Origin of the sequence: Burkholderia sp. Bp8984 (genome assembly GCF_003853755.1) — a bacterium.
In the GTDB taxonomy this organism is placed as follows: Bacteria; Pseudomonadota; Gammaproteobacteria; order Burkholderiales; family Burkholderiaceae; genus Burkholderia.
Genome location: NZ_QTQN01000064.1, coordinates 1 through 18,747, shown reverse-complemented (window position 1 = coordinate 18,747; position 18,747 = coordinate 1). Strand labels below are relative to the sequence as shown.

The 18,747-nt window shown below is 65.1% G+C and carries 21 protein-coding genes and 1 pseudogene; 13 read left to right on the top strand and 9 right to left on the bottom strand.

The genetic code is table 11. The features are described 5' to 3' along the window. Positions 1-212, bottom strand: a 212-nt coding sequence (locus DID98_RS34785) for an acetyl-coenzyme A synthetase N-terminal domain-containing protein (protein ID WP_409362350.1), incomplete at its 3' end; no start/stop codon positions are given. 308 nt (positions 213-520) lie between these two features. Here DID98_RS34785 and DID98_RS34775 point away from each other — a divergent pair. The 9 genes from DID98_RS34775 to DID98_RS34735 all read left to right on the top strand — a co-directional run bounded on the left by DID98_RS34775 (position 521) and on the right by DID98_RS34735 (position 7,809). Then, the gene (locus DID98_RS34775; RefSeq protein WP_044849004.1) at positions 521-1,435 is read left to right on the top strand and encodes a DMT family transporter; all 915 of its coding nucleotides are present in this window, start codon (positions 521-523) and stop codon (positions 1,433-1,435) included. Between the two features lie 113 nt (positions 1,436-1,548). Beyond that, the gene (locus tag DID98_RS34770; RefSeq protein ID WP_124572190.1) at positions 1,549-2,154 is read left to right on the top strand and encodes a TIGR00645 family protein; all 606 of its coding nucleotides are present in this window, start codon (positions 1,549-1,551) and stop codon (positions 2,152-2,154) included. A 34-nt stretch (positions 2,155-2,188) separates the two neighbouring features. Further along, the gene (locus DID98_RS34765) at positions 2,189-3,712 is read left to right on the top strand and encodes a fumarate hydratase (protein ID WP_006478316.1); all 1,524 of its coding nucleotides are present in this window, start codon (positions 2,189-2,191) and stop codon (positions 3,710-3,712) included. 193 nt (positions 3,713-3,905) lie between these two features. Beyond that, positions 3,906-4,382 (top strand): bacterioferritin, encoded by a 477-nt coding sequence (bfr, locus tag DID98_RS34760; protein WP_006482753.1) that lies wholly within the window; start codon positions 3,906-3,908, stop codon positions 4,380-4,382. Positions 4,383-4,421: 39 nt separating this feature from the next. Continuing rightward, positions 4,422-5,258 (top strand): glutamate racemase, encoded by an 837-nt coding sequence (murI, locus tag DID98_RS34755; protein ID WP_260428140.1) that lies wholly within the window; start codon positions 4,422-4,424, stop codon positions 5,256-5,258. Between the two features lie 160 nt (positions 5,259-5,418). Then, entirely contained in the window at positions 5,419-5,655 is a 237-nt protein-coding gene (locus DID98_RS34750) for a bacterioferritin-associated ferredoxin (RefSeq protein WP_011885486.1), read from the top strand. Between the two features lie 217 nt (positions 5,656-5,872). After that, positions 5,873-6,601 (top strand): energy transducer TonB, encoded by a 729-nt coding sequence (locus tag DID98_RS34745; RefSeq protein WP_124572188.1) that lies wholly within the window; start codon positions 5,873-5,875, stop codon positions 6,599-6,601. Positions 6,602-6,635: 34 nt separating this feature from the next. Continuing rightward, positions 6,636-7,367, top strand: a complete 732-nt coding sequence (locus tag DID98_RS34740) for a MotA/TolQ/ExbB proton channel family protein (RefSeq protein WP_044848999.1) — start codon at positions 6,636-6,638, stop codon at positions 7,365-7,367. 13 nt (positions 7,368-7,380) lie between these two features. Continuing rightward, a complete protein-coding gene (locus DID98_RS34735; RefSeq protein ID WP_124489789.1) occupies positions 7,381-7,809 on the top strand; it encodes a biopolymer transporter ExbD in 429 nt (142 codons plus the stop codon). A gap of 15 nt (positions 7,810-7,824) precedes the next feature. On the opposite strand, the gene DID98_RS36030 is transcribed toward DID98_RS34735, so the two are convergent. Together DID98_RS36030 and DID98_RS34725 are read right to left on the bottom strand one after the other, a co-directional pair. Beyond that, entirely contained in the window at positions 7,825-8,016 is a 192-nt protein-coding gene (locus DID98_RS36030; protein WP_185640928.1) for a hypothetical protein, read from the bottom strand. 191 nt (positions 8,017-8,207) lie between these two features. Further along, complete coding sequence (locus DID98_RS34725; protein ID WP_124489788.1) at positions 8,208-9,185, bottom strand: LysR family transcriptional regulator; 978 nt, start codon at positions 9,183-9,185, stop codon at positions 8,208-8,210. A 122-nt stretch (positions 9,186-9,307) separates the two neighbouring features. Here DID98_RS34725 and DID98_RS34720 point away from each other — a divergent pair, with 122 nt between their 5' ends. From DID98_RS34720 to hemP, 3 genes are all read left to right on the top strand, one after another. Continuing rightward, the gene (locus tag DID98_RS34720) at positions 9,308-10,180 is read left to right on the top strand and encodes a pirin family protein (RefSeq protein WP_124489787.1); all 873 of its coding nucleotides are present in this window, start codon (positions 9,308-9,310) and stop codon (positions 10,178-10,180) included. A 101-nt stretch (positions 10,181-10,281) separates the two neighbouring features. Further along, a complete protein-coding gene (locus DID98_RS34715; RefSeq protein WP_044849005.1) occupies positions 10,282-10,764 on the top strand; it encodes an SRPBCC family protein in 483 nt (160 codons plus the stop codon). A gap of 138 nt (positions 10,765-10,902) precedes the next feature. Continuing rightward, positions 10,903-11,151, top strand: coding sequence for a hemin uptake protein HemP (gene hemP, locus DID98_RS34710; protein ID WP_124489786.1), 249 nt, complete (start codon positions 10,903-10,905; stop codon positions 11,149-11,151). A 320-nt stretch (positions 11,152-11,471) separates the two neighbouring features. Here hemP and DID98_RS34700 read toward each other — a convergent pair whose 3' ends face one another. The 5 genes from DID98_RS34700 to uvrB all read right to left on the bottom strand — a co-directional run bounded on the left by DID98_RS34700 (position 11,472) and on the right by uvrB (position 17,016). Continuing rightward, on the bottom strand, positions 11,472-12,869 hold the full coding sequence (locus tag DID98_RS34700) for a 4Fe-4S binding protein (RefSeq protein WP_124489784.1): 1,398 nt from the start codon (positions 12,867-12,869) through the stop codon (positions 11,472-11,474). Next, complete coding sequence (locus tag DID98_RS34695; protein WP_124489783.1) at positions 12,866-13,708, bottom strand: FTR1 family protein; 843 nt, start codon at positions 13,706-13,708, stop codon at positions 12,866-12,868. Before DID98_RS34695 ends, DID98_RS34700 begins: the two co-directional genes overlap by 4 nt. Positions 13,709-13,766: 58 nt before the next feature. After that, positions 13,767-14,099 (bottom strand): cupredoxin domain-containing protein, encoded by a 333-nt coding sequence (locus tag DID98_RS34690; RefSeq protein WP_124489782.1) that lies wholly within the window; start codon positions 14,097-14,099, stop codon positions 13,767-13,769. Between the two features lie 55 nt (positions 14,100-14,154). Next, positions 14,155-14,706, bottom strand: coding sequence for an iron transporter (locus tag DID98_RS34685; RefSeq protein ID WP_124489781.1), 552 nt, complete (start codon positions 14,704-14,706; stop codon positions 14,155-14,157). Positions 14,707-14,925: 219 nt separating this feature from the next. Beyond that, positions 14,926-17,016, bottom strand: coding sequence for an excinuclease ABC subunit UvrB (gene uvrB / locus DID98_RS34680; RefSeq protein WP_044848990.1), 2,091 nt, complete (start codon positions 17,014-17,016; stop codon positions 14,926-14,928). A 250-nt stretch (positions 17,017-17,266) separates the two neighbouring features. On the opposite strand from uvrB, the gene DID98_RS34670 reads away from it, so the two are divergent. Beyond that, the gene (locus tag DID98_RS34670) at positions 17,267-18,466 is read left to right on the top strand and encodes an amino acid aminotransferase (protein ID WP_124489780.1); all 1,200 of its coding nucleotides are present in this window, start codon (positions 17,267-17,269) and stop codon (positions 18,464-18,466) included. Between the two features lie 143 nt (positions 18,467-18,609). On the opposite strand, the pseudogene DID98_RS34665 reads toward DID98_RS34670, so the two are convergent. Continuing rightward, positions 18,610-18,747: pseudogene (locus DID98_RS34665) on the bottom strand (3-hydroxybutyrate dehydrogenase); the annotation flags it as partial.

Here is an 18,747-nt window from a genome sequence, read left to right as displayed (position 1 = left end):
ACCTTCGTGAACGGCTTGTGCCAGCTGAGGCCCTCGCGCGCGAGACGCGCCCAGAAGCCTTCGTAATCCTGCTCGGCTTCGGCGACCAGTGCGCGGTAGGCCGGCATGCCGGAGATGTTGGCCGCCTTCTCGAGCGCCGCGGGCGGCGCAAACTGACGGGTTTCGTGAAGAACCGATTCAATCGCAGACATCGACAACCCCTTGGTGAACATGAATCCTCTGCATGGCGGCGCGATCATGCGCGCCGCGCTTCTTTGGCCGGCGCATGTGCGCCGCTGTCTCCCACCCACCCGCGCGCGGCCCGGAGGCTGCGCACGATGCTGCGCCGCACCACGTCATGCGACGATGGACGTACGGCCCGGCGATATCCACGATAAGCGCTCGAACTTACCCGTCACTTACGCGGCATGACCGTTTCGCGCGCCAGCGCCGCCTTGCGGTCGGCTGCATGACAGCCGGCTTTACGCTGTTACAAACGCGACCCTACAATCCTAACTGAACTCGCCCCCCGGACTCCAGCTTGAATCGCTACGCCCTCTTCCTCATCCTGTCGATGCTGTTCGTCGGCAGCAACGTCGGTATCGGTAAATCCATCGTCGTCTTCGTCCCGGTCGCCATCCTCGCCACGCTGCGCTTCGTGATCGCGATCGCCGTGCTGTGGCCGCTGTTCAGCCCGGTGAAGATGCGCGCGGTCCGGCGTGCGGAATGGCTGAACCTGTTCCTGCAGGCATTCTTCGGCACCTTCATGTTCACGCTGCTGATGCTCAACGGCGTGCAGCGCACGAGCGCGGTCGCGGCCGGCGTGATCACGAGCACGATCCCCGCCATCGTCGCGCTGTTCGCGTGGCTGATCCTGCGGGAAAAACCGAACGGCCGTGCGCTCGTGTCGATCGCGCTCGCGATCGCCGGCGTCGTGACGATCAACCTCGCCAACGGCAGCGCAGGCAGCACGTCCGCGCACGGCGCCGGCACGTCGTCCGGCTCGCTGACCGGCAACCTGCTGATCCTCGGTGCCGTGTGCTGCGAATCGATCTACGTGATCCTGTCGCGCCGGCTCACGCAGACGCTCGCGCCGATCGACATCTGCGCGTACACGCACCTGTTCGGCCTGTGCCTGATGCTGCCGCTCGGCGCGACGGCGCTGTGGCATTTCGATTACGCGAGCGTGCCGGCCGGTACGTGGGCGCTCGTCGTCTGGTACGGGCTGTCGGCCAGCATCTTCTCGTTCTGGCTGTGGATGAAGGGCATCCGGCACGTGCCGGGCAGTCTCGCCGGCGTGTTCAGCGCGGTGCTGCCGGTCGCCGCCGCCGCGTACGGCATCGCTTTCCTCGGCGAACGCCCGACGCTCGCGCACGGCATCGCGCTCGCCTGCGTCGTGACCGGCATCGTGCTCGCGAGCCTGCGCGTGAAGCGCGTGCCGGCTGCCGCGTCCTGATCCGTCCCCGGCAGCGCCGGCGCGTCGCTGCAGTCGCGCCGGCCGACGCGTTACAATAGCGCGCCTTTTCAAGATTACCCCCGATACCTGCGCACAGCGCCCGTACCACCATCATGTCTGCCCCGCATTCGCCCGGCTCCACCCGTCGTCCCCTGCGCCCGCTGCCCGCGCTGATCTTCATGAGCCGCTGGCTCCAGGTTCCGCTTTATCTGGGTCTGATCGTCGCGCAGGCCGTCTATGTATTCCTGTTCCTGAAGGAAGTCTGGCACCTGCTGTCGCACGCGAGCTCCCTCGACGAGATCAGCGTGATGCTCGCGGTGCTCGGCCTGATCGACGTCGTGATGATTTCGAACCTGCTGATCATGGTGATCGTCGGCGGCTACGAGACGTTCGTGTCGCGCCTCGGCATCGAGGGCCATCCCGACGAGCCCGAGTGGCTCGACCACGTGAACGCGGGCGTGCTGAAGGTCAAGCTGTCGATGGCGCTGATCAGCATTTCGTCGATCCACCTGCTGAAGACCTTCATCAACCCGGATCAGCACACGACGCACGCGATCATGTGGCAGGTGCTCATCCACGTGTCGTTCCTCGTGTCGGCGCTCGTGATGGCGTGGGTCGACCGCCTGACGACCCACACGCACCCGGCCCATTTCCACGAGACGCATGCGCCGGCGCCGGCCGTGTCCCGCAAATCGGTCGAACCTGCCGTCCACGCATAAACGTATTCCCCACAGTCCCCACAGAGTCTCAGCCATGACCGTCATCAAACAGGAAGACCTGATCCAGAGCATCGCGGATTCGCTGCAGTACATCAGCTACTACCACCCGCTCGACTACATCCAGGCCCTCGGCCGCGCGTACGAGCTGGAAGAGAGCCCGGCCGCGAAGGACGCGATCGCGCAGATCCTCACGAACAGCCGCATGTGCGCGGAGGGCAAGCGCCCGATCTGCCAGGACACCGGCATCGTCACGATCTTCGTGAAGGTCGGCATGGACGTGCGCTGGGACGGCGCGACGATGGGCCTCACCGACATGATCAACGAAGGCGTACGCCGCGGTTACACGCACCCGGACAACGTGCTGCGCGCGTCGATCGTCAATCCGCCGGAAGGCGCCCGCAAGAACACGAAGGACAACACGCCGGCCGTGATCCACTACGAGATCGTGCCGGGCGACAAGGTCGACGTGCAGGTCGCGGCGAAGGGCGGCGGCTCGGAGAACAAGTCGAAGTTCGTGATGCTGAACCCGTCCGATTCGATCGTCGACTGGGTGCTGAAGACGGTCCCGACGATGGGCGCGGGCTGGTGTCCGCCGGGCATGCTCGGGATCGGCATCGGCGGCACCGCCGAGAAGGCGATGCTGATGGCGAAGGAATCGCTGATGGAGCCGATCGACATCCAGGAAATCATCGCGCGCGGCCCGAAGGACTGGGTCGAGGAGCTGCGCGTCGAACTGCACGAGAAGGTCAACGCGCTCGGCATCGGCGCGCAGGGCCTCGGCGGCCTCGCGACCGTGCTCGACGTGAAGATCATGGCTGCTCCGACGCACGCGGCATCGAAGCCGGTCGCGCTGATCCCGAACTGCGCGGCCACGCGTCACGCGCACTTCGTGCTCGACGGCTCGGGCCCCGCGAAGCTCGAGGCGCCGTCGCTCGACGCCTGGCCGAAGGTCCAGTGGGAACCGAACACGGAAACCAGCAAGCGCGTCGACCTGAACACGCTGACGCCGGAAGAAGTCGCCAGCTGGACGCCGGGCCAGACGCTGCTGCTGTCGGGCAAGATGCTCACGGGCCGCGACGCCGCGCACAAGCGCATCGCCGACATGCTGGCGAAGGGCGAGAAGCTGCCGGTCGACTTCACGAACCGCGTGATCTACTACGTCGGTCCGGTCGATCCGGTGCGTGACGAAGTAGTCGGCCCGGCAGGTCCGACGACGGCCACGCGGATGGACAAGTTCACCGAGACGATGCTCGCCCAGACGGGCCTGATCTCGATGGTCGGCAAGGCCGAACGCGGCCCGGTCGCGATCGACGCGATCAAGAAGCACAAGGCGGCCTACCTGATGGCGGTCGGCGGTGCCGCTTACCTCGTGTCGAAGGCGATCCGCGGCGCGAAGGTGCTCGCGTTCGAAGACCTCGGCATGGAAGCGATCTACGAATTCGACGTGCAGGACATGCCGGTGACGGTGGCCGTCGACTCGTCGGGCACGTCGGTGCACCAGACCGGTCCGAAGGAGTGGCAGGCGAAGATCGGCAAGATCCCAGTCGCAACCGCTTAAGCGCACTCGCACGAAAGGCCGGACGACGATCCGGCCTTTTTACTTCTCATTCTCATGATTGCGCGCGGCCGGTGCTTCGACGCTGATTCTCATTCCCGGCAAAAGGCAGGCCCGGCAAGGCTCCGAGGCTTGGCATTTCCCGTTCGAGCGATTATCGTTCGGTTTCTGAAGCCCCATTGAACAAGGAACAGCCATGCAAGGCGACAAGAAAGTCATCGAATACCTGAACGCCCAACTGAAGAACGAACTCACGGCGATCAACCAGTACTTCCTGCATGCGCGCATGTACAAGCACTGGGGCCTCGACAAGCTCGGCAAGCACGAATACGACGAATCGATCGGCGAAATGAAGCACGCCGACTGGCTGATCGAGCGCGTGTTCATGCTCGACGGCCTGCCGAACCTGCAGGATCTGCACAAGCTGCTGGTCGGCGAGGAAACCGAAGAGATCCTGAAGTGCGACCTGAAGCTCGAGCAGATCTCGCAGTCGACGTGCAAGGAAGCGATCGCTTACTGCGAATCGGTGCGTGACTACGTGTCGCGCGAGATCTTCGAAAAGATCCTCGACGACACCGAAGAGCACATCGACTGGCTGGAAACGCAGATCGACCTGATCGGCAAGGTCGGCCTGCAGAACTACCAGCAGACGATGATGGGTTCGCCCGAGTAATCCTCCCCCCTCGATCGCCACCTTGCCTTCAGCATGACGATGACGAACCACCCCGCCGCCCCCGTCGGCATCTTCGATTCCGGGCTCGGCGGCCTATCGGTGCTGCGCGCCGTGCGCGCGCACCTGCCCGGCGAGTCGTTCGTCTACGTCGCCGATTCGCACCATGCACCGTACGGTCCACGCGACGAGGCGTTCATTACGGAGCGTACGCTGGCCATCGGCGAGTGGCTCGCCCGCGAAGGGGCGAAAGCGCTCGTGATCGCCTGCAACACGGCAACGGCGCGGGCGATCGCGGCCATCCGCGAACGCCTGGCGATACCGCTCGTCGGTGTCGAGCCGGGCATCAAACCGGCCGCCGCCGTGTCCGCGACCGGTATCGCGGGCGTGCTCGCCACGCAATCGACGCTGAACAGCCCGCGCTTCCAGGCGCTGCTCGACCGTTACGGCGCGGGCCGCCGCTTCATCTGCCAGCCGGGCCACGGGCTCGTCGAAGCGATCGAACGCGGCGACACGAACTCGCCCGCGTTGCGTGCGTTGCTCGAGCGTTACCTGCAGCCGATGCTCGACGACGGCGCCGATACGCTGGTGCTCGGCTGCACGCACTACCCGTTCTTCACGGAAACGATTCGTGACCTTGTCGGCGACCGCCTGACGATCGTCGACACGAGCGACGCGATCGCCCGCCAGCTCACGCGCGTGCTCGACGAACGCGGCCTGCGCGCGCCGGCCGGCACGCGTGCCGCGCCGCCGCGCTTCTGCTCGACGAGCGACGGCCTGCAACTGCGCGCACTCGCGTCGTCGCTGCTCGGCCTCGACGTGCCGGTCGAATCCGTCACCATTTCCTCGCCGAACGCGCGCGCCTGCGCGACCGCCTGAAGCGGGCCGGCACGCCGCCGGTTCACCCTCTCCGCCGGCCGCTGCGCCGCCCCTCCATTTCAAGGGTCCGATGACCTTAAAAAAAGCCGAACCCAGGCTTGTCAACGCTCGCAAATTTAATGATAATAATTCGCATTAACGTTAGCTATCGCAACTCATCATGATCGTCTGCGTGTGCAAGTCTGTTTCCGATCGCAAGATTCGCGCGTCCCTCGCCGAGGGCGTGAGTTCCTTCGATGAACTCCAGTTCGAGCTCGGCGTGGCCACGTGCTGCGGCAAGTGCGAGGAGTCCGTACGCGACCTCATGGCCGAGCAAGGCGTCTGCGCGAGCCGGTGCGGCGTCGAGCACCACGCTCACCCGATCCCGGTCACGTTCTACGACCGCAAGGCCGCCTGAGCGGCGCCGAGCGTACGCACGCGGCTGCGGCCGCATTTGATGTCCGACCGTCAGCAAGCCATCTTCCGCGCGAGCCAGCGGCTTACCTGCCAAGGAGCCTGTCATGGAATTGCTGATCGGATTTGTGACCACCGTGTGCATCTCGCTGCTGATCTTCCGCAAGTAACACCGATTCACCCGCCGCGCCCCGGGTGCGACGTCGTCCTTTCAAGCTAACATGCAGGCTTCGCAATCCGCTCCTTCCGGCGTCCTGCCGGCTGCCCCACGTATGAATCCCCGGGTCATCACCGTCGCGGTCGGTGTGCTTGCCGCACACGCGATCATGCTGGCGGCCGCCTGGCTCCATCGCAACGCGCCGCCGCCGAAAGAGATCGAGGTCCAGTCGATCACCGCGCAACTCATCCCGCCTGCGCCTGCCGCTCAGCCGGTCGCGGTCCAATCGGCCGCGCAGCCCGCACCGCCGAAGCCCGTGCCGCGCGAGAAGCCCAAGGTCGAGCCGAAGCCCGTGCAGAAGGCGGTCAAGCCGACGCCTCAGCCGGTCGCGCAATCCCCGTCGCCGACGCCCGCGCCGGCGGCTGCCGATCCGACACCCGCTCCCGCCGCGCCTGCCCCTGCCGCGCCGGCCGCCGCACCCGGCCCGGCTCGCGAGACGATGCAGGTCAGCGCGCCGAAGAACGTATCGGCACTCAGCTGCAATTTCGTGAAGCCCACCTATCCGTCGATGTCGCGCCGCCGCGGCGAAACGGGCACGGCTTATGTTCACTTCATCATCGGCGTGACGGGCAAGATCGAAAGCGTCCAGTTGCAGAAGAGCAGCGGCTACCCGCGTCTCGACGAAGCCGCGCTCGATGCGACGCGCGCCAGCACCTGTCCGCCGTACATCGAGAATGGGCAAGCGATTCGCGCCGCCCATACGCTGCCCTTCAACTTTACGCTCGACGATTAACCCGCCTCATTCGGAAGATTCAAAGGAAACAAAAATGCAAAGCTACGGTATCGCGCACGTCTGGGCGCAAGGTGATTTCGTCACGCGCGCCATTGCGATCACGCTGCTCGTGATGTCGGTCCTGTCGTGGATCGTGATCATCGTCAAGGGCTGGAACGTGGTTCGCCTGAACCGTCTCACGAAGAATGCCGAGCAGGCGTTCTGGCATTCGGACGATTTCGACGACGGCATCAAGAAGCTCGGGCTCGCCGCATCGACGCCGAGCGACAACCCGTTCCTCGCGCTCGCGCTGTCGGGCAAGGAAGCCGCCGATCACCACCATCAGACGCAACCGCACCTGCACGACCGCATGGACGTGTCGGACTGGGTCACGCGCTGCCTGAAGGACACGATGGACGAAGGCATCTCGCGCATGCAGGCCGGTCTCGCGATTCTCGCGTCGATCGGCAGCACGGCGCCGTTCGTCGGCCTGTTCGGCACGGTCTGGGGCATCTACCACGCGCTGCTGGCGATCGGCGCAACCGGCCAGACGTCGATCGACCAGGTCGCGGGCCCGGTCGGCGAATCGCTGATCATGACGGCCTTCGGCCTGTTCGTCGCGATTCCCGCGGTGCTCGGCTACAACGCACTGACCCGCGCGAACAAGGGTGTCGTCAGCAAGCTGCGCCGCTTCGCGCACGGTCTGCACGCGTACTTCGTGACGGGTGCGCGCCTCGCATCGTCGTCGCCCCGCGACGGCCTGCGCCTTGCTTCACGCGCCAGCTGAGACGGGGTGAACCATGGCAATGAACACCGGCTTCAGCGATGACGACGACGATGGCGTGATGAGCGAGATCAACATGACGCCGCTCGTCGACGTCATGCTCGTACTCCTGATCATTTTCCTCGTGACGATCCCGGCGATGCAGCATGCGGTGAAGATCGACCTGCCGCACGCGAGCAGCCAGCCCGTCGACGAAAAGCCGCAGACAGTCGACGTCGCGATCCAGGGCAACGGTACGATACTGTGGAACGAACAGACGGTCACGCGCGAGCAACTGCAGGCGCACATCGCGGAAGCGGCACAGCATCAGCCGCAACCGGAGTTGCACCTGCGTGCCGATCGCAAGGTTGCCTATGAACGTGTGGCCGAAGTGATGTCCGATGCGCAGGCCGGCGGCCTGACGAAGCTCGGCTTCGTGACGGAGCCGACTGCGAGGGCGAAGTAACGCACGCGCATTTCGCTACGCGACGGTCGGTCGCTTGGCCGGCCGCGCCTCGCCGGCCACACCTAGCCGGCCGCACACAAAGTAAAAGGCCTTCATCGCCAGATGAAGGCCTTTTTTCATGCGCACGCGGGCGCCTTCGGGCGGCGGGCTCTTCGGCGGTATCGGTTGCGCCTCGAGCAACGCAAATGCGGCTACCGTGGTCTGCACGGACTGCGCGTTCTGCCCTATCTGGCTCGCAATATATGCGGCCACCTGATTCCGCTCAGAACTTCCTTCGCGAAATGGGATTTCAATATAGGCCTGCCCGCGGATGCATTCAAGGTCCCGGCGATTGAAACTTGCGATTGCAGGCGGCGCTTCAATGACAAAACAAATTTGCCACGACGCGCATCTTGCATTCAGGTGGCCGAAGCATCGGCCGCCGCCGCATCCTTCTTCGCGCGCTCGGGGCAGCCCGGCTGCTTGTATTCGCCGTGGTCGAGCTTCTCGACCAGATAGTCGACGAACGCGCGCACCGCGGGCGGCATCCCCTGCCGCGACACGAACACCGCGTAGAGCTGCGGCACCGGCAGCGTCCAGCCCGGCATCACCGGCGACAGCTGCCCCGCGCGCAATGCATTGCCGTACATCATCTCAGGCAGCGCCGCGATGCCGAGGCCGTCGAGCACGGCCTCGCGGATCGTCATCAGGTCGGCCGTCACGAGCCGCGGATCGTGCTCGTGCAAATGACGCGTGCCATCCGGTGCGATCAGGCTGAACACGTGCCGCCCGTCGACGCTCGGCGTATCGAGCGTCTCGAAATGGGCCAGATCGTCCGGCACGAGCGGCGGCGCATTCTGGTTCAGCAGGCTCGGCGCGCCGACCAGCATCTGCTCGGTCCGCCACAGCGGCCGCACGACGATGTTCGCGTTCTGCGGCGGCTCCGAGCGCACGCGCAACGCGACGTCGATCGAATCCTCGAACAGGTCGATCACGCGGTTGGTCACACGGATGTGCACCTTGACCTCGGGATAGCGGTGCAGGAATTCGGGAAGGATGCGCGACAGCATCGTCTGCGACAGGGTAACGGGGACGCTCACGCGCACCGAGCCGCGCGGCGACGCACGCAGCTGCTGCACGGCGTTCATCGCGGCCTGCGCCTCGGCGAGCATCGCCTGGCAATGCTGGTAGAACAGTTCTCCCGCCTCGGTCAGCGCGAGCTTGCGCGTCGAGCGCTGCAGCAGGCGCACGCCGAGCGCCGCCTCGAGTTCGGTCAGGCGCCGCGACAGGCGCGATTTCGAGATGCCCAGTACGCGTTCCGCCGCCGAGAAACCGCCGTGTTCGACGACCTGCGAAAAGTACATGAGGTCGTTCAGGTTGTGTGCATCGATGTTCATGTCATCGTTCCAATTTCAGAACAATCCATTGCGAACCGCCGCAAATCGGCCGGTAAAACGCCCAATATAATAGCGCTATGTTTCAAAAATGACGCTATTCCGATGTTATCGAGGGCTTTTGCATGACGACCGCTCGCTCGCTTGACCGCACGTACCCCGCGCTTCGCACGACCGAAGGCGGCGGCTTCGTGGTTCACCGTCCGTTCCCGACCCGGCTGCTGATGGATTTCGATCCGTTCCTGCTGCTCGATGAAATGGGCCCCGTCGACTATGCCCCTGGCGAAGCCAAGGGCGCGCCCGACCATCCGCATCGCGGCTTCGAGACCGTCACCTACGTGCTCGACGGGCGTTTTCGTCATCGCGATTCGGCCGGCCATGCCGGCACGCTCGGGCCCGGCGACGTGCAGTGGATGACGGCCGGCGCGGGCGTCGTGCACAGCGAAATGCCGGATCCCGAGTTCGCTCGGGCCGGCGGACGTTCGCACGGCTTCCAGCTGTGGGTCAATCTGCCTCGCCGCGACAAGCTGATCGCACCGCGCTACCAGGAGATCCCGGCCGGCCGCATCCCGAGCGCGACGTCGCCGGACGGCCGCGCGCAGGTACGCGTGATCGCCGGCGAAGCGTTCGGCGTGCGTGCGGCAATCGAGACGCGCACGCCGATCCTCTACCAGCATTTCACGCTGCAACCGGGCGCAACGGTCACGCAGCCGGTGCCGGCAGGGTATCGCGTGTTCGCCTACCCGCTCGACGGAGCCGGCCGCTACGGGCCCGACAGGCAGCCGGTCGACGCACGGCACATGGTCGTCTACGGTGACGATGGCGATGCGGTGACGTTCGAGGCCGGCGATACGCCGCTCGACCTGCTGCTGATCGGCGGCGTGCCGCTCAACGAGCCGATCGTCCGCTATGGCCCGTTCGTGATGAATACCGAGGAAGAGATCCGGCAGGCCGTCGTCGACTACCAGACCGGCCGCATGGGTCGCATCGAAGCGTGACGTCCGATCGGGGGGGCGCAGGTGCCGCGAAACCGCTCGTTTTGCGTCACAATGACTTCTTGAACCATGTGGCTGCCCGCCACCAGAAGGAACCCGCCCCCGTGAATTTCGAACATCTGATCCAGATCAACTCCGACGATCCGGCCGTGCCTTCCCTGACCCGCGACCAGCTCTGGGAAGGCCTCGTACTGCGCGCCGAACAGCCGCAGCTGTTCGTGATCGGCCTCGACAGCTGTGTCGTCCACGAACGGACGGACACGACGCTCGAACGCGAACTGCACTACGGGCATGCGACCGTGCGCGACCGCGTGACGTTCACCCCGAACCAGCAAGTGCGCTACGACATCCATGCGGCCGGCGGCGAAATCGGCGGCTCGCTGACGATGACGATCGAGGAGCGCGACGACCACGAGCTGTTCCTGCGCTTCGAATACCGCACGACGCTGACCGTCACGGACGACAGCGAGGAAGCGCGCCAGACGCACGGCATCGTCAAGGAAGCGTATCGCACGTCGGACATCGACACGGTGCGCCTGATTCGCGAATACGCCCAGGGGCGCAAGGACCCCGACCCGCTCCACTGACGCCGGCGGCGGCCTGCGGGCCGCCCATTCGACTCAGGCTATCAAATTCGTCATATCGATCGATAAAGAGTTTTTGTAAATGGGAATAGTTATCATTTAGAATTCATTCCATCGTATCGACAGTCACCGATCAACCGAATGACCGACACCACGCGCCCGACCACGCTGAGCTTGCGCCGCCCGACCGGCACCGCAAGCGCCAACCGTCAGAAGACGGCGGCGGTCACGACGCCGGCGAAACCCGCCGCTAGTAGCCACGATGCCGGCACCCGGACCCTCAGCAGCGATGCGCTGCTGCAAGGCCACAGCCACATCAGCATCGCGCATAACGGAGAGACGTATCAGTTGCGTGCCACGCGGCTCGGCAAACTGATCCTGACGAAGTAACGACAGAGTATTGTGGGGACCACCTCCCTGAGAGGTGTTGGGCAGTAGCCAGCGTAACGGCTTGCACGCGAGATCTAGACCCCTTCGTGCAAACACACTCAAGCAGCCGTTGCAGCAAGCCAAGCCACTTTTTTGGTTCTCGCACAAGGCAGAAAAAAGCGACACGTCGAAGGACGTGTCGCTTTTTCGTTTGGGCGTCCGGATGCAAGGGAAAAAGCATCGCGGTTGTCTGCGCTGCGGCTTCGACGCGTTCCGGAGCCACGCAGCGGGACCACCCTCTGGTTCCGCCGGAACCCGGCCGCAAGGCCTTCAATCCCGCATCAGAAACCCCAGAACATCAGCCACCATGCGCTGTCGACCACGGCCAGGCCTGCGGCGAACCACGCGAATGCAGCCAGCCGGCGCGGCCATGCCGCATAGCGCCCCGTCACTTTCCATGCGAGCCAGGCGCTCCACGCATTCGCGCCGACCAGAATCGCGATGCGCACGTCGGCTGCCCAGCCGAGCGGCACGTGCTCGGCCCGCAGCAGCGACAGCGTCGTCGCCGACAGCCCGAGGAACACGCCGGCTCCTGCGATCGGGATCAGCGCCTGCGCGAGGTGATGGAGACGCGTGCGATCGAAGCGTCCGAGCATCAGCGTCGCGCCAGCCAGCAGCACGAGCAGCGCGGTGCCGTACACGAGCCCCGTGCCGACGATGTAACTGACGATCAGCCCGCCGTCGAGCCACGAAAACACGTCGTTGCGATCCGGATAGTGCGTGAGCAGGAACCACGGTGCATTGGTCTCGAGCGGCCACGTGATGTCGTGATCGATCAGCCAGCCCGCGAGCCATTGCTTGATCTGCACGAACCACGGGCTCACGGTCCAGTGGAACGCACCGATCGCGACGCCGAGCAGGCCGTACAGGATCAGCGCCGTGTCCCACGGGCTCGCCTGCTGCGCGCCGAGGTTCACGACCTCGTCGGACGGCGAGCGCCACGACAGCTCAATTGCGTCACGGTGCCCGCTGCAGCGGCCGCACATGTGGCAGGCGGCGGCGCCCTTCATGTTGCGCAACGGTACGAGCGGCGCGCAATTGATCGGAATCACGCGATGCCCATGCTCGCCGTTCTTGTACGAGCGGCGCCACGCATCCTCGTCGACCTTGTAGCGCATCGGCGCGAGCCGCGCGAGCAGCCCGAACACGCCATTGACCGGGCACAGATACTTGCACCACACGCGCTTCTCGCGGCCGTACAGCACGCCGATCACGATCGCGCCGACGGTCGAGCCGCCGAGCACGAACAGCACCGCGAGCGGGTACTGGTACACGCTCACCATCTGCCCGTAGATCGTCGTGAGCCCGAACGCGACGAACGGCCAGCCGCCCCACCGCATCCAGCGCGGAATCGCGCCGCCGCGGCCGAACCTGCTTGCATATTCGGTCAGTGCGCCTTCCGGGCACAGCACGCCGCACCAGACGCGGCCGAGCATCACCATCGACAGCAGCACGAACGGCCACCAGATGCCCCAGAACACGAACTGCGCGATCAGCGTGAGATTGTTCCAGAGGTGCGCGGAATCGTCCGGCAGCGGCAACACCGCCGGCACGATGATCAGGAATGCGTAGACGCCAACGACGACCCACTGGATGCCGCGGATCACCGCGCCGTGGCGCTGCATCCACTGGCCGGCCTGCGCGAGCCAGCCCGGCTTGGCTGCGGCGACGACACTCATGCCGCGCGGCCTGCGGGAACGGCCGGACGACGGCTCGCGCGCTTCATCAGCAGCCAGACCACCGCCCAGTACACCGCATAGGCGATCAGGTTGGTCAGAGCCGGATGCGCGCGGTAGCCGGTCAGCGTCGCGACGAGCGAACCGAACGTGCCGGAATCATCGAGGATCCCCGACGTGTCCCACACCTGCGAAATGCCGAGCGGCAGGATTTCCTTGTCGATCAGCTTGTCGACGCCGGTCTGGAACAGGCCCGCGCCGAGGAACAGCAGCATCACTTCGGTGACACGGAAGAAATGCCGCCACGAGAAGTACTTGCCGCCGAGCTGCAGCAGATAGAACGTGAGGAGCGCGAGGCCGAGGCCGATCACGACCGCGAGCATCTGGCCGCCGTCCACGTGCCCCGACTGGCCGAAACCGAGGCCGTACAGGAAGATCACCGTCTCGCTGCCTTCGCGTGCGATCGCGAGTGCGACCAGCACGGCGACGCCCCACCAGTTCGAATCGCGCGTGCTCTGCTGCAGCGACTGCTCCATGTCGCGCTTCAGCGTGCGGCCGTGCCGGCGCATCCACAGCACCATCTGCACGATCAGCACGCACGCGATCAGCACCATCGCGGTCTGGAAATAGTCCTGCGCGTCGCCGGACAGCACTTCGGTGAAGCCGACGAGCGCGGCGCCGAGACCGACGGCCATCAGCAGGCCGACTGCCACGCCCGTCCAGAGAAAGGGCAGGCCGCGGCGCGCGTCGTCGTCGCCGTTCTTCAGCCATGCATAGAGGATGCCGACGACGAGCAGCGCTTCGACGCTCTCCCGCCAGACGATGAACAAGATCTGACCCATTGAATCCTCCTGACGTGCGGGGCAAGGCACGCGTACGCCCGCACGCAGATAAAACGCATTACTTCGCGACGATCACGCCCTGTGCCTGCTGGTGGAAATCGTCGAAAAACTTGTATTCGCCCGGCGACAGCGGGGCGACGACCACGAACGAATCGGCGCCCGGCGCAAGCACCTTTTCCTTGCGCAACTGCACGCTCTCGAATTCGGCGGCGCCCTTGCCGGTATTCCGGATCTCGATCTTGAAGCGCTGCCCGGCCGGCACTTCGATACGGGCGGGATTCAGCTTGCCGTCCGTCATCTCGAGCTTGAACGTCGGCAGATCGGCGGCATGCGCCGCGCCGACGAGCCACAGCGCGGCGGCTGCGGCGACGATTTTCTGGGGAAATTTCATTCTGGGTTCTCTACGCCGACGGCGCGCCGAAGCGCGCCGTCCGTGATGCCACCGATCAGTACCCGCCCTTCTTGCCGATGCCGGCGAACGGGAAGTCGTATTCGAGGGTGATGGGCTTGAACCACGCGCCCACGCCCGTTTCCTTGTCGACGTGACGGCCGAACGCCATGTGGCCCGACTGCATCGGCGGCTTGACGGTCATCGTCAGGTGGTACTTGCCCGGGCCGGCCAGCTTCACGTTGTCGCCGTAGTGCGGGCCGTCGCTCGCGACCATGCCCATCAGGTCGCCTTCGGCCTTCCACTTCGTGTCGCCCTGCTTCGTCAGCTTGTACGTGACCTGCAGGTACGGCATCCAGTCGCCTTCCGCGAAACCCGTCGGGTTGTTCTTGACCGCGTGGATGTCGGCCTCGAGGTGGATGTCCGAATCCGACGCCTTGCGCATCATCCCTTCCGGATCCATCGAGATCGGCTGCAGGTACACCGCGCCGATTTCCATGCCGCCCTGGATCTGCTGCTTGCCGATCGGATATTCGGCTGCCGTTGCCGACATCGCGGCAAGCGCCGCCGCTACCGCAACCGACGTGCGGATGAACGAAGAACCCAACATGGACACTCCTTGTTATTTGTCTGGTGACTTGCGCGCCGCCGGTCAGGTCCGCGCGCTGGAAACACTAACGCAACGAATAACGTTAATGCGAACTATTCTCAATACTTGCGAAGTTTAGCACCGAACCGGCTCCGGAACAAACGAGACACCGCGTAAACCCCTGATCCGACAAGGCTTACAACGGTGTTACCAGAAGGTTTCAGTGACGTTTGGAAAGATTTACCGGCCGCCGTTGACGTGGTCGCCCACGTTCGCGCCGAACACGCGTTCACGCAGCAACGCAAGCTGGTCGCGCGTCGCCGCAGCCTTTTCGAACTCGAGGTTCTTCGCGTAGTCGGCCATCTGCTTTTCGAGACGCTTGATCTCTTTCGAGATCTGCTTTTCCGACATGTCCTCGAACTTCGCGCGTTGCTGCGCTTCCTTCAGCTCGGCGCGCGCTTCGTCGGCGTTGTAGACGCCGTCGATGATGTCCTTGATGCGCTTCACCACGCCGCGCGGCGTGATGCCCATCTTCTCGTTGTGCGCGATCTGCTTCGCGCGGCGCCGCTCGGTCTCGCCGATCGCGCGTTTCATCGACTCGGTCATGTTATCGGCATAGAGGATCGCCTTGCCGTTCACGTTGCGCGCCGCGCGGCCGATCGTCTGGATCAGCGAGCGTTCGGCGCGCAGGAAGCCTTCCTTGTCCGCATCGAGAATCGCGACCAGCGACACTTCCGGGATGTCGAGGCCCTCGCGCAGCAGGTTGATCCCGACCAGCACGTCGAACGTGCCGAGCCGCAGGTCGCGGATGATCTCGACCCGCTCCACCGTGTCGATGTCGCTGTGCAGGTAGCGCACCTTGACGCCGTGGTCGGCCAGGAACTCGGTGAGCTGTTCGGCCATCCGCTTCGTGAGCACGGTGATCAGCACGCGCTCGCCGGCGTTCACGCGCGCGTTGATCTCGGTCAGCACGTCGTCGACCTGCGAGCTTGCCGGGCGCACTTCGATTTCCGGATCGACGAGCCCGGTCGGCCGCACCACCTGCTCGGCCACCTGCCCCGTCACGCGCTGCTCGTAGTCGGCCGGCGTCGCCGACACGAACACCACCTGGCGCATCTTGCGCTCGAACTCGGGGAACTTCAGCGGCCGGTTGTCCAGCGCCGACGGCAACCGGAAACCGTAGTTCACGAGGTTTTCCTTGCGCGCGCGGTCGCCGTTGTACATGCCGTTCAGCTGGCCGATCAGCACGTGCGATTCGTCGAGCAGCATCAGTGCATCGGGCGGCAGGTAGTCGACGAGCGTCGGCGGCGGCTCGCCGGGCGCGGCGCCCGAGAAGTGCCGCGAGTAGTTCTCGATGCCCTTGCAGAAGCCGAGTTCCTGCAGCATCTCGAGGTCGAAACGCGTGCGCTGCTCGAGGCGCTGCGCCTCGACGAGCTTGCCGTCGCGGTGGAAGAACTCGAGGCGCTCGCGCAATTCGTCCTTGATCGTCTCGACCGCCCGCATCACGGTGTCGCGCGGCGTCACGTAGTGCGACGACGGATACACGGTGAAGCGCGGGATCTTCTGCCGCACGCGCCCGGTCAGCGGGTCGAACAGCTGCAGCGTCTCGACCTCGTCGTCGAACAGCTCGACGCGCACGGCCAGCTCCGCATGCTCGGCCGGGAAGATGTCGATCGTGTCGCCGCGCACGCGGAACGTGCCGCGCTGGAAGTCCTGTTCGTTGCGCGAATACTGCATCGCGATCAGCCGCGCGATCACGTCGCGCTGGCCGAGCTTGTCGCCGGTGCGCAGCGTCAGGATCATCTGGTGGTATTCGGACGGATTGCCGATACCGTAGATCGCCGACACCGTCGCGACGATCACCACGTCGCGGCGCTCCATCAGGCTCTTCGTCGCCGACAGCCGCATCTGCTCGATGTGCTCGTTGATCGACGAATCCTTCTCGATGAACAGGTCGCGCTGCGGCACGTACGCTTCCGGCTGGTAATAGTCGTAGTACGACACGAAGTACTCGACCGCGTTGCGCGGGAAGAACTCGCGGAACTCCGCGTAGAGCTGCGCCGCAAGCGTCTTGTTCGGCGCGAACACGATGGCCGGGCGGCCGAGCCGCGCGATCGTGTTGGCCATCGTGAAGGTCTTGCCCGAACCCGTCACGCCGAGCAGCGTCTGGAATGCGAGGCCGTCGCCGACACCTTCGACGAGCGTTTCGATCGCGGTCGGCTGGTCGCCTGCGGGCGGGTATGGCTGGTACAACTGGAACGGCGACCCTTCGAAGGTCACGAATTTCGATTCGTCGAGCGCGTCGCCGACTTCGGCGTGATGTTCGGACATGGAGTGCGGCCGGAGCGAGGGCAAAAAAACTATTCTAGCGCTTCGTGGCGTTGCGGACCGCTGACGGCTCCTGACGCGCGACAGCGGTCCGAAATCGCAATTCGGCGCGCAATCGCCGCCTCCGGCAGCGTGAATTCGCTACAATGTCAGGCTGCTGCGCTTTCCGGCGCCGTGCCCGTTGGCGCGCGGTCCGCTGCGCCCGCCCCGCCGGCTGAAAGCCTGACCCTCTTTTCACTACTGCCGAATCATCATGTCGCTCTTCTCCGCTGTCCAGCTTGCTCCCCGCGACCCGATCCTGGGCCTGAACGAAGCCTTCAACGCCGATACGCGTCCGACCAAGGTCAACCTCGGCGTCGGTGTGTACACGAACGAAGAAGGCAAGATTCCGCTGCTGCGCGCCGTTCGCGAAGCGGAAAAGGCGCGTGTCGACGCCGGCCTGCCGCGCGGCTACCTGCCGATCGACGGGATCGCCGCGTACGACGCAGCGGTGCAGAAGCTGCTGCTCGGCAACGATTCGCCGCTGATCGCCGCAGGCCGTGTGGTCACGGCGCAGGCCTTGGGCGGCACGGGCGCACTGAAGATCGGCGCTGATTTCCTGCGCACCGTGAACCCGAACGTGAAGGTCGCGATCAGCGACCCCAGCTGGGAAAACCACCGCGCGCTGTTCGAAGCGGCCGGCTTCGAAGTCGTCGCGTACCCGTACTACGACGCCGCAACCAACGGCGTGAACTTCGAAGGCATGCTGTCGGCGCTGAACAGCTATGCGGCAGGCACGATCGTCGTGCTGCACGCGTGCTGCCACAACCCGACCGGCGTGGATCTGACCGAAGCGCAATGGCAGCAGGTGGTCGACGTCGTCAAGGCACGCAACCTCGTGCCGTTCCTCGACATGGCTTACCAGGGCTTCGGCGAGAACATCGAGGCCGATGCCGCCGCGGTGCGTCTGTTTGCCGCGGCCGACCTGAACGCGTTCGTGTCGTCGTCGTTCTCGAAGTCGTTCTCGCTGTACGGCGAGCGCGTCGGCGCGCTGTCGATCATCACGTCGAGCAAGGAAGAAGCGACGCGCGTGCTGTCGCAACTGAAGCGCGTGATCCGCACGAACTACTCGAACCCGCCGACCCATGGCGGCGCCGTCGTCGCGGCCGTGCTCGCGTCGCCGGAACTGCATGCTGCGTGGGTGCAGGAACTCGGCGAAATGCGCGACCGCATCCGCGCGATGCGCAACGGTCTCGTCGAGCGCCTGAAGGCGAGCGGCGTCGATCGCGACTTCAGCTTCATCAACGCGCAGCGCGGGATGTTCTCGTATTCGGGCCTGACCTCGGCGCAAGTCGATCGCCTGCGCGAAGAGTTCGGCATCTACGCAGTCGGCACCGGCCGGATCTGCGTTGCTGCACTGAACACGCGCAATCTCGACGCGGTCGCCACCGCAGTCGCTGCGGTCCTGAAGTAAGCCGGTGCCAGCGGGTGGCAACCCGCTCTGCCGAAACAAAAAACGCGCTCCCCGGAGCGCGTTTTTTTCATGCCGTTCTACTGTCAGCGAATGCTCGCTGCAGCACAAGCGGCGCGCAGCGCGGCCGCCCGTGCCGGAGCCCGTTACTGCATGAACCAGCCGTGGCTGACGACGAACGACTGGCCCGTGAGCGCAGCGCTCGGAAACGCCGACAGGAACAGCACCGTCTGCGCGACGTCCTGCACCGTCGTGAACACGCCGTCGACCGTGTTGCCGAGCAT

Coding starts and splice junctions, on each gene's coding strand:
- DID98_RS34770 (WP_124572190.1), top strand. CDS start 1,549: ATGTCTGCCCCGCATTCGCCCGGCTCCACCCGTCGTCCCCTGCGCCCG.
- DID98_RS34765 (WP_006478316.1), top strand. CDS start 2,189: ATGACCGTCATCAAACAGGAAGACCTGATCCAGAGCATCGCGGATTCG.
- bfr (WP_006482753.1), top strand. CDS start 3,906: ATGCAAGGCGACAAGAAAGTCATCGAATACCTGAACGCCCAACTGAAG.
- murI (WP_260428140.1), top strand. CDS start 4,422: ATGACGAACCACCCCGCCGCCCCCGTCGGCATCTTCGATTCCGGGCTC.
- DID98_RS34750 (WP_011885486.1), top strand. CDS start 5,419: ATGATCGTCTGCGTGTGCAAGTCTGTTTCCGATCGCAAGATTCGCGCG.
- DID98_RS34745 (WP_124572188.1), top strand. CDS start 5,873: ATGCAGGCTTCGCAATCCGCTCCTTCCGGCGTCCTGCCGGCTGCCCCA.
- DID98_RS34740 (WP_044848999.1), top strand. CDS start 6,636: ATGCAAAGCTACGGTATCGCGCACGTCTGGGCGCAAGGTGATTTCGTC.
- DID98_RS34735 (WP_124489789.1), top strand. CDS start 7,381: ATGGCAATGAACACCGGCTTCAGCGATGACGACGACGATGGCGTGATG.
- DID98_RS34725 (WP_124489788.1), bottom strand. CDS start 9,185: ATGAACATCGATGCACACAACCTGAACGACCTCATGTACTTTTCGCAG.
- DID98_RS34720 (WP_124489787.1), top strand. CDS start 9,308: ATGACGACCGCTCGCTCGCTTGACCGCACGTACCCCGCGCTTCGCACG.
- hemP (WP_124489786.1), top strand. CDS start 10,903: ATGACCGACACCACGCGCCCGACCACGCTGAGCTTGCGCCGCCCGACC.
- DID98_RS34700 (WP_124489784.1), bottom strand. CDS start 12,869: ATGAGTGTCGTCGCCGCAGCCAAGCCGGGCTGGCTCGCGCAGGCCGGC.
- DID98_RS34695 (WP_124489783.1), bottom strand. CDS start 13,708: ATGGGTCAGATCTTGTTCATCGTCTGGCGGGAGAGCGTCGAAGCGCTG.
- DID98_RS34690 (WP_124489782.1), bottom strand. CDS start 14,099: ATGAAATTTCCCCAGAAAATCGTCGCCGCAGCCGCCGCGCTGTGGCTC.
- DID98_RS34685 (WP_124489781.1), bottom strand. CDS start 14,706: ATGTTGGGTTCTTCGTTCATCCGCACGTCGGTTGCGGTAGCGGCGGCG.
- uvrB (WP_044848990.1), bottom strand. CDS start 17,016: ATGTCCGAACATCACGCCGAAGTCGGCGACGCGCTCGACGAATCGAAA.
- DID98_RS34670 (WP_124489780.1), top strand. CDS start 17,267: ATGTCGCTCTTCTCCGCTGTCCAGCTTGCTCCCCGCGACCCGATCCTG.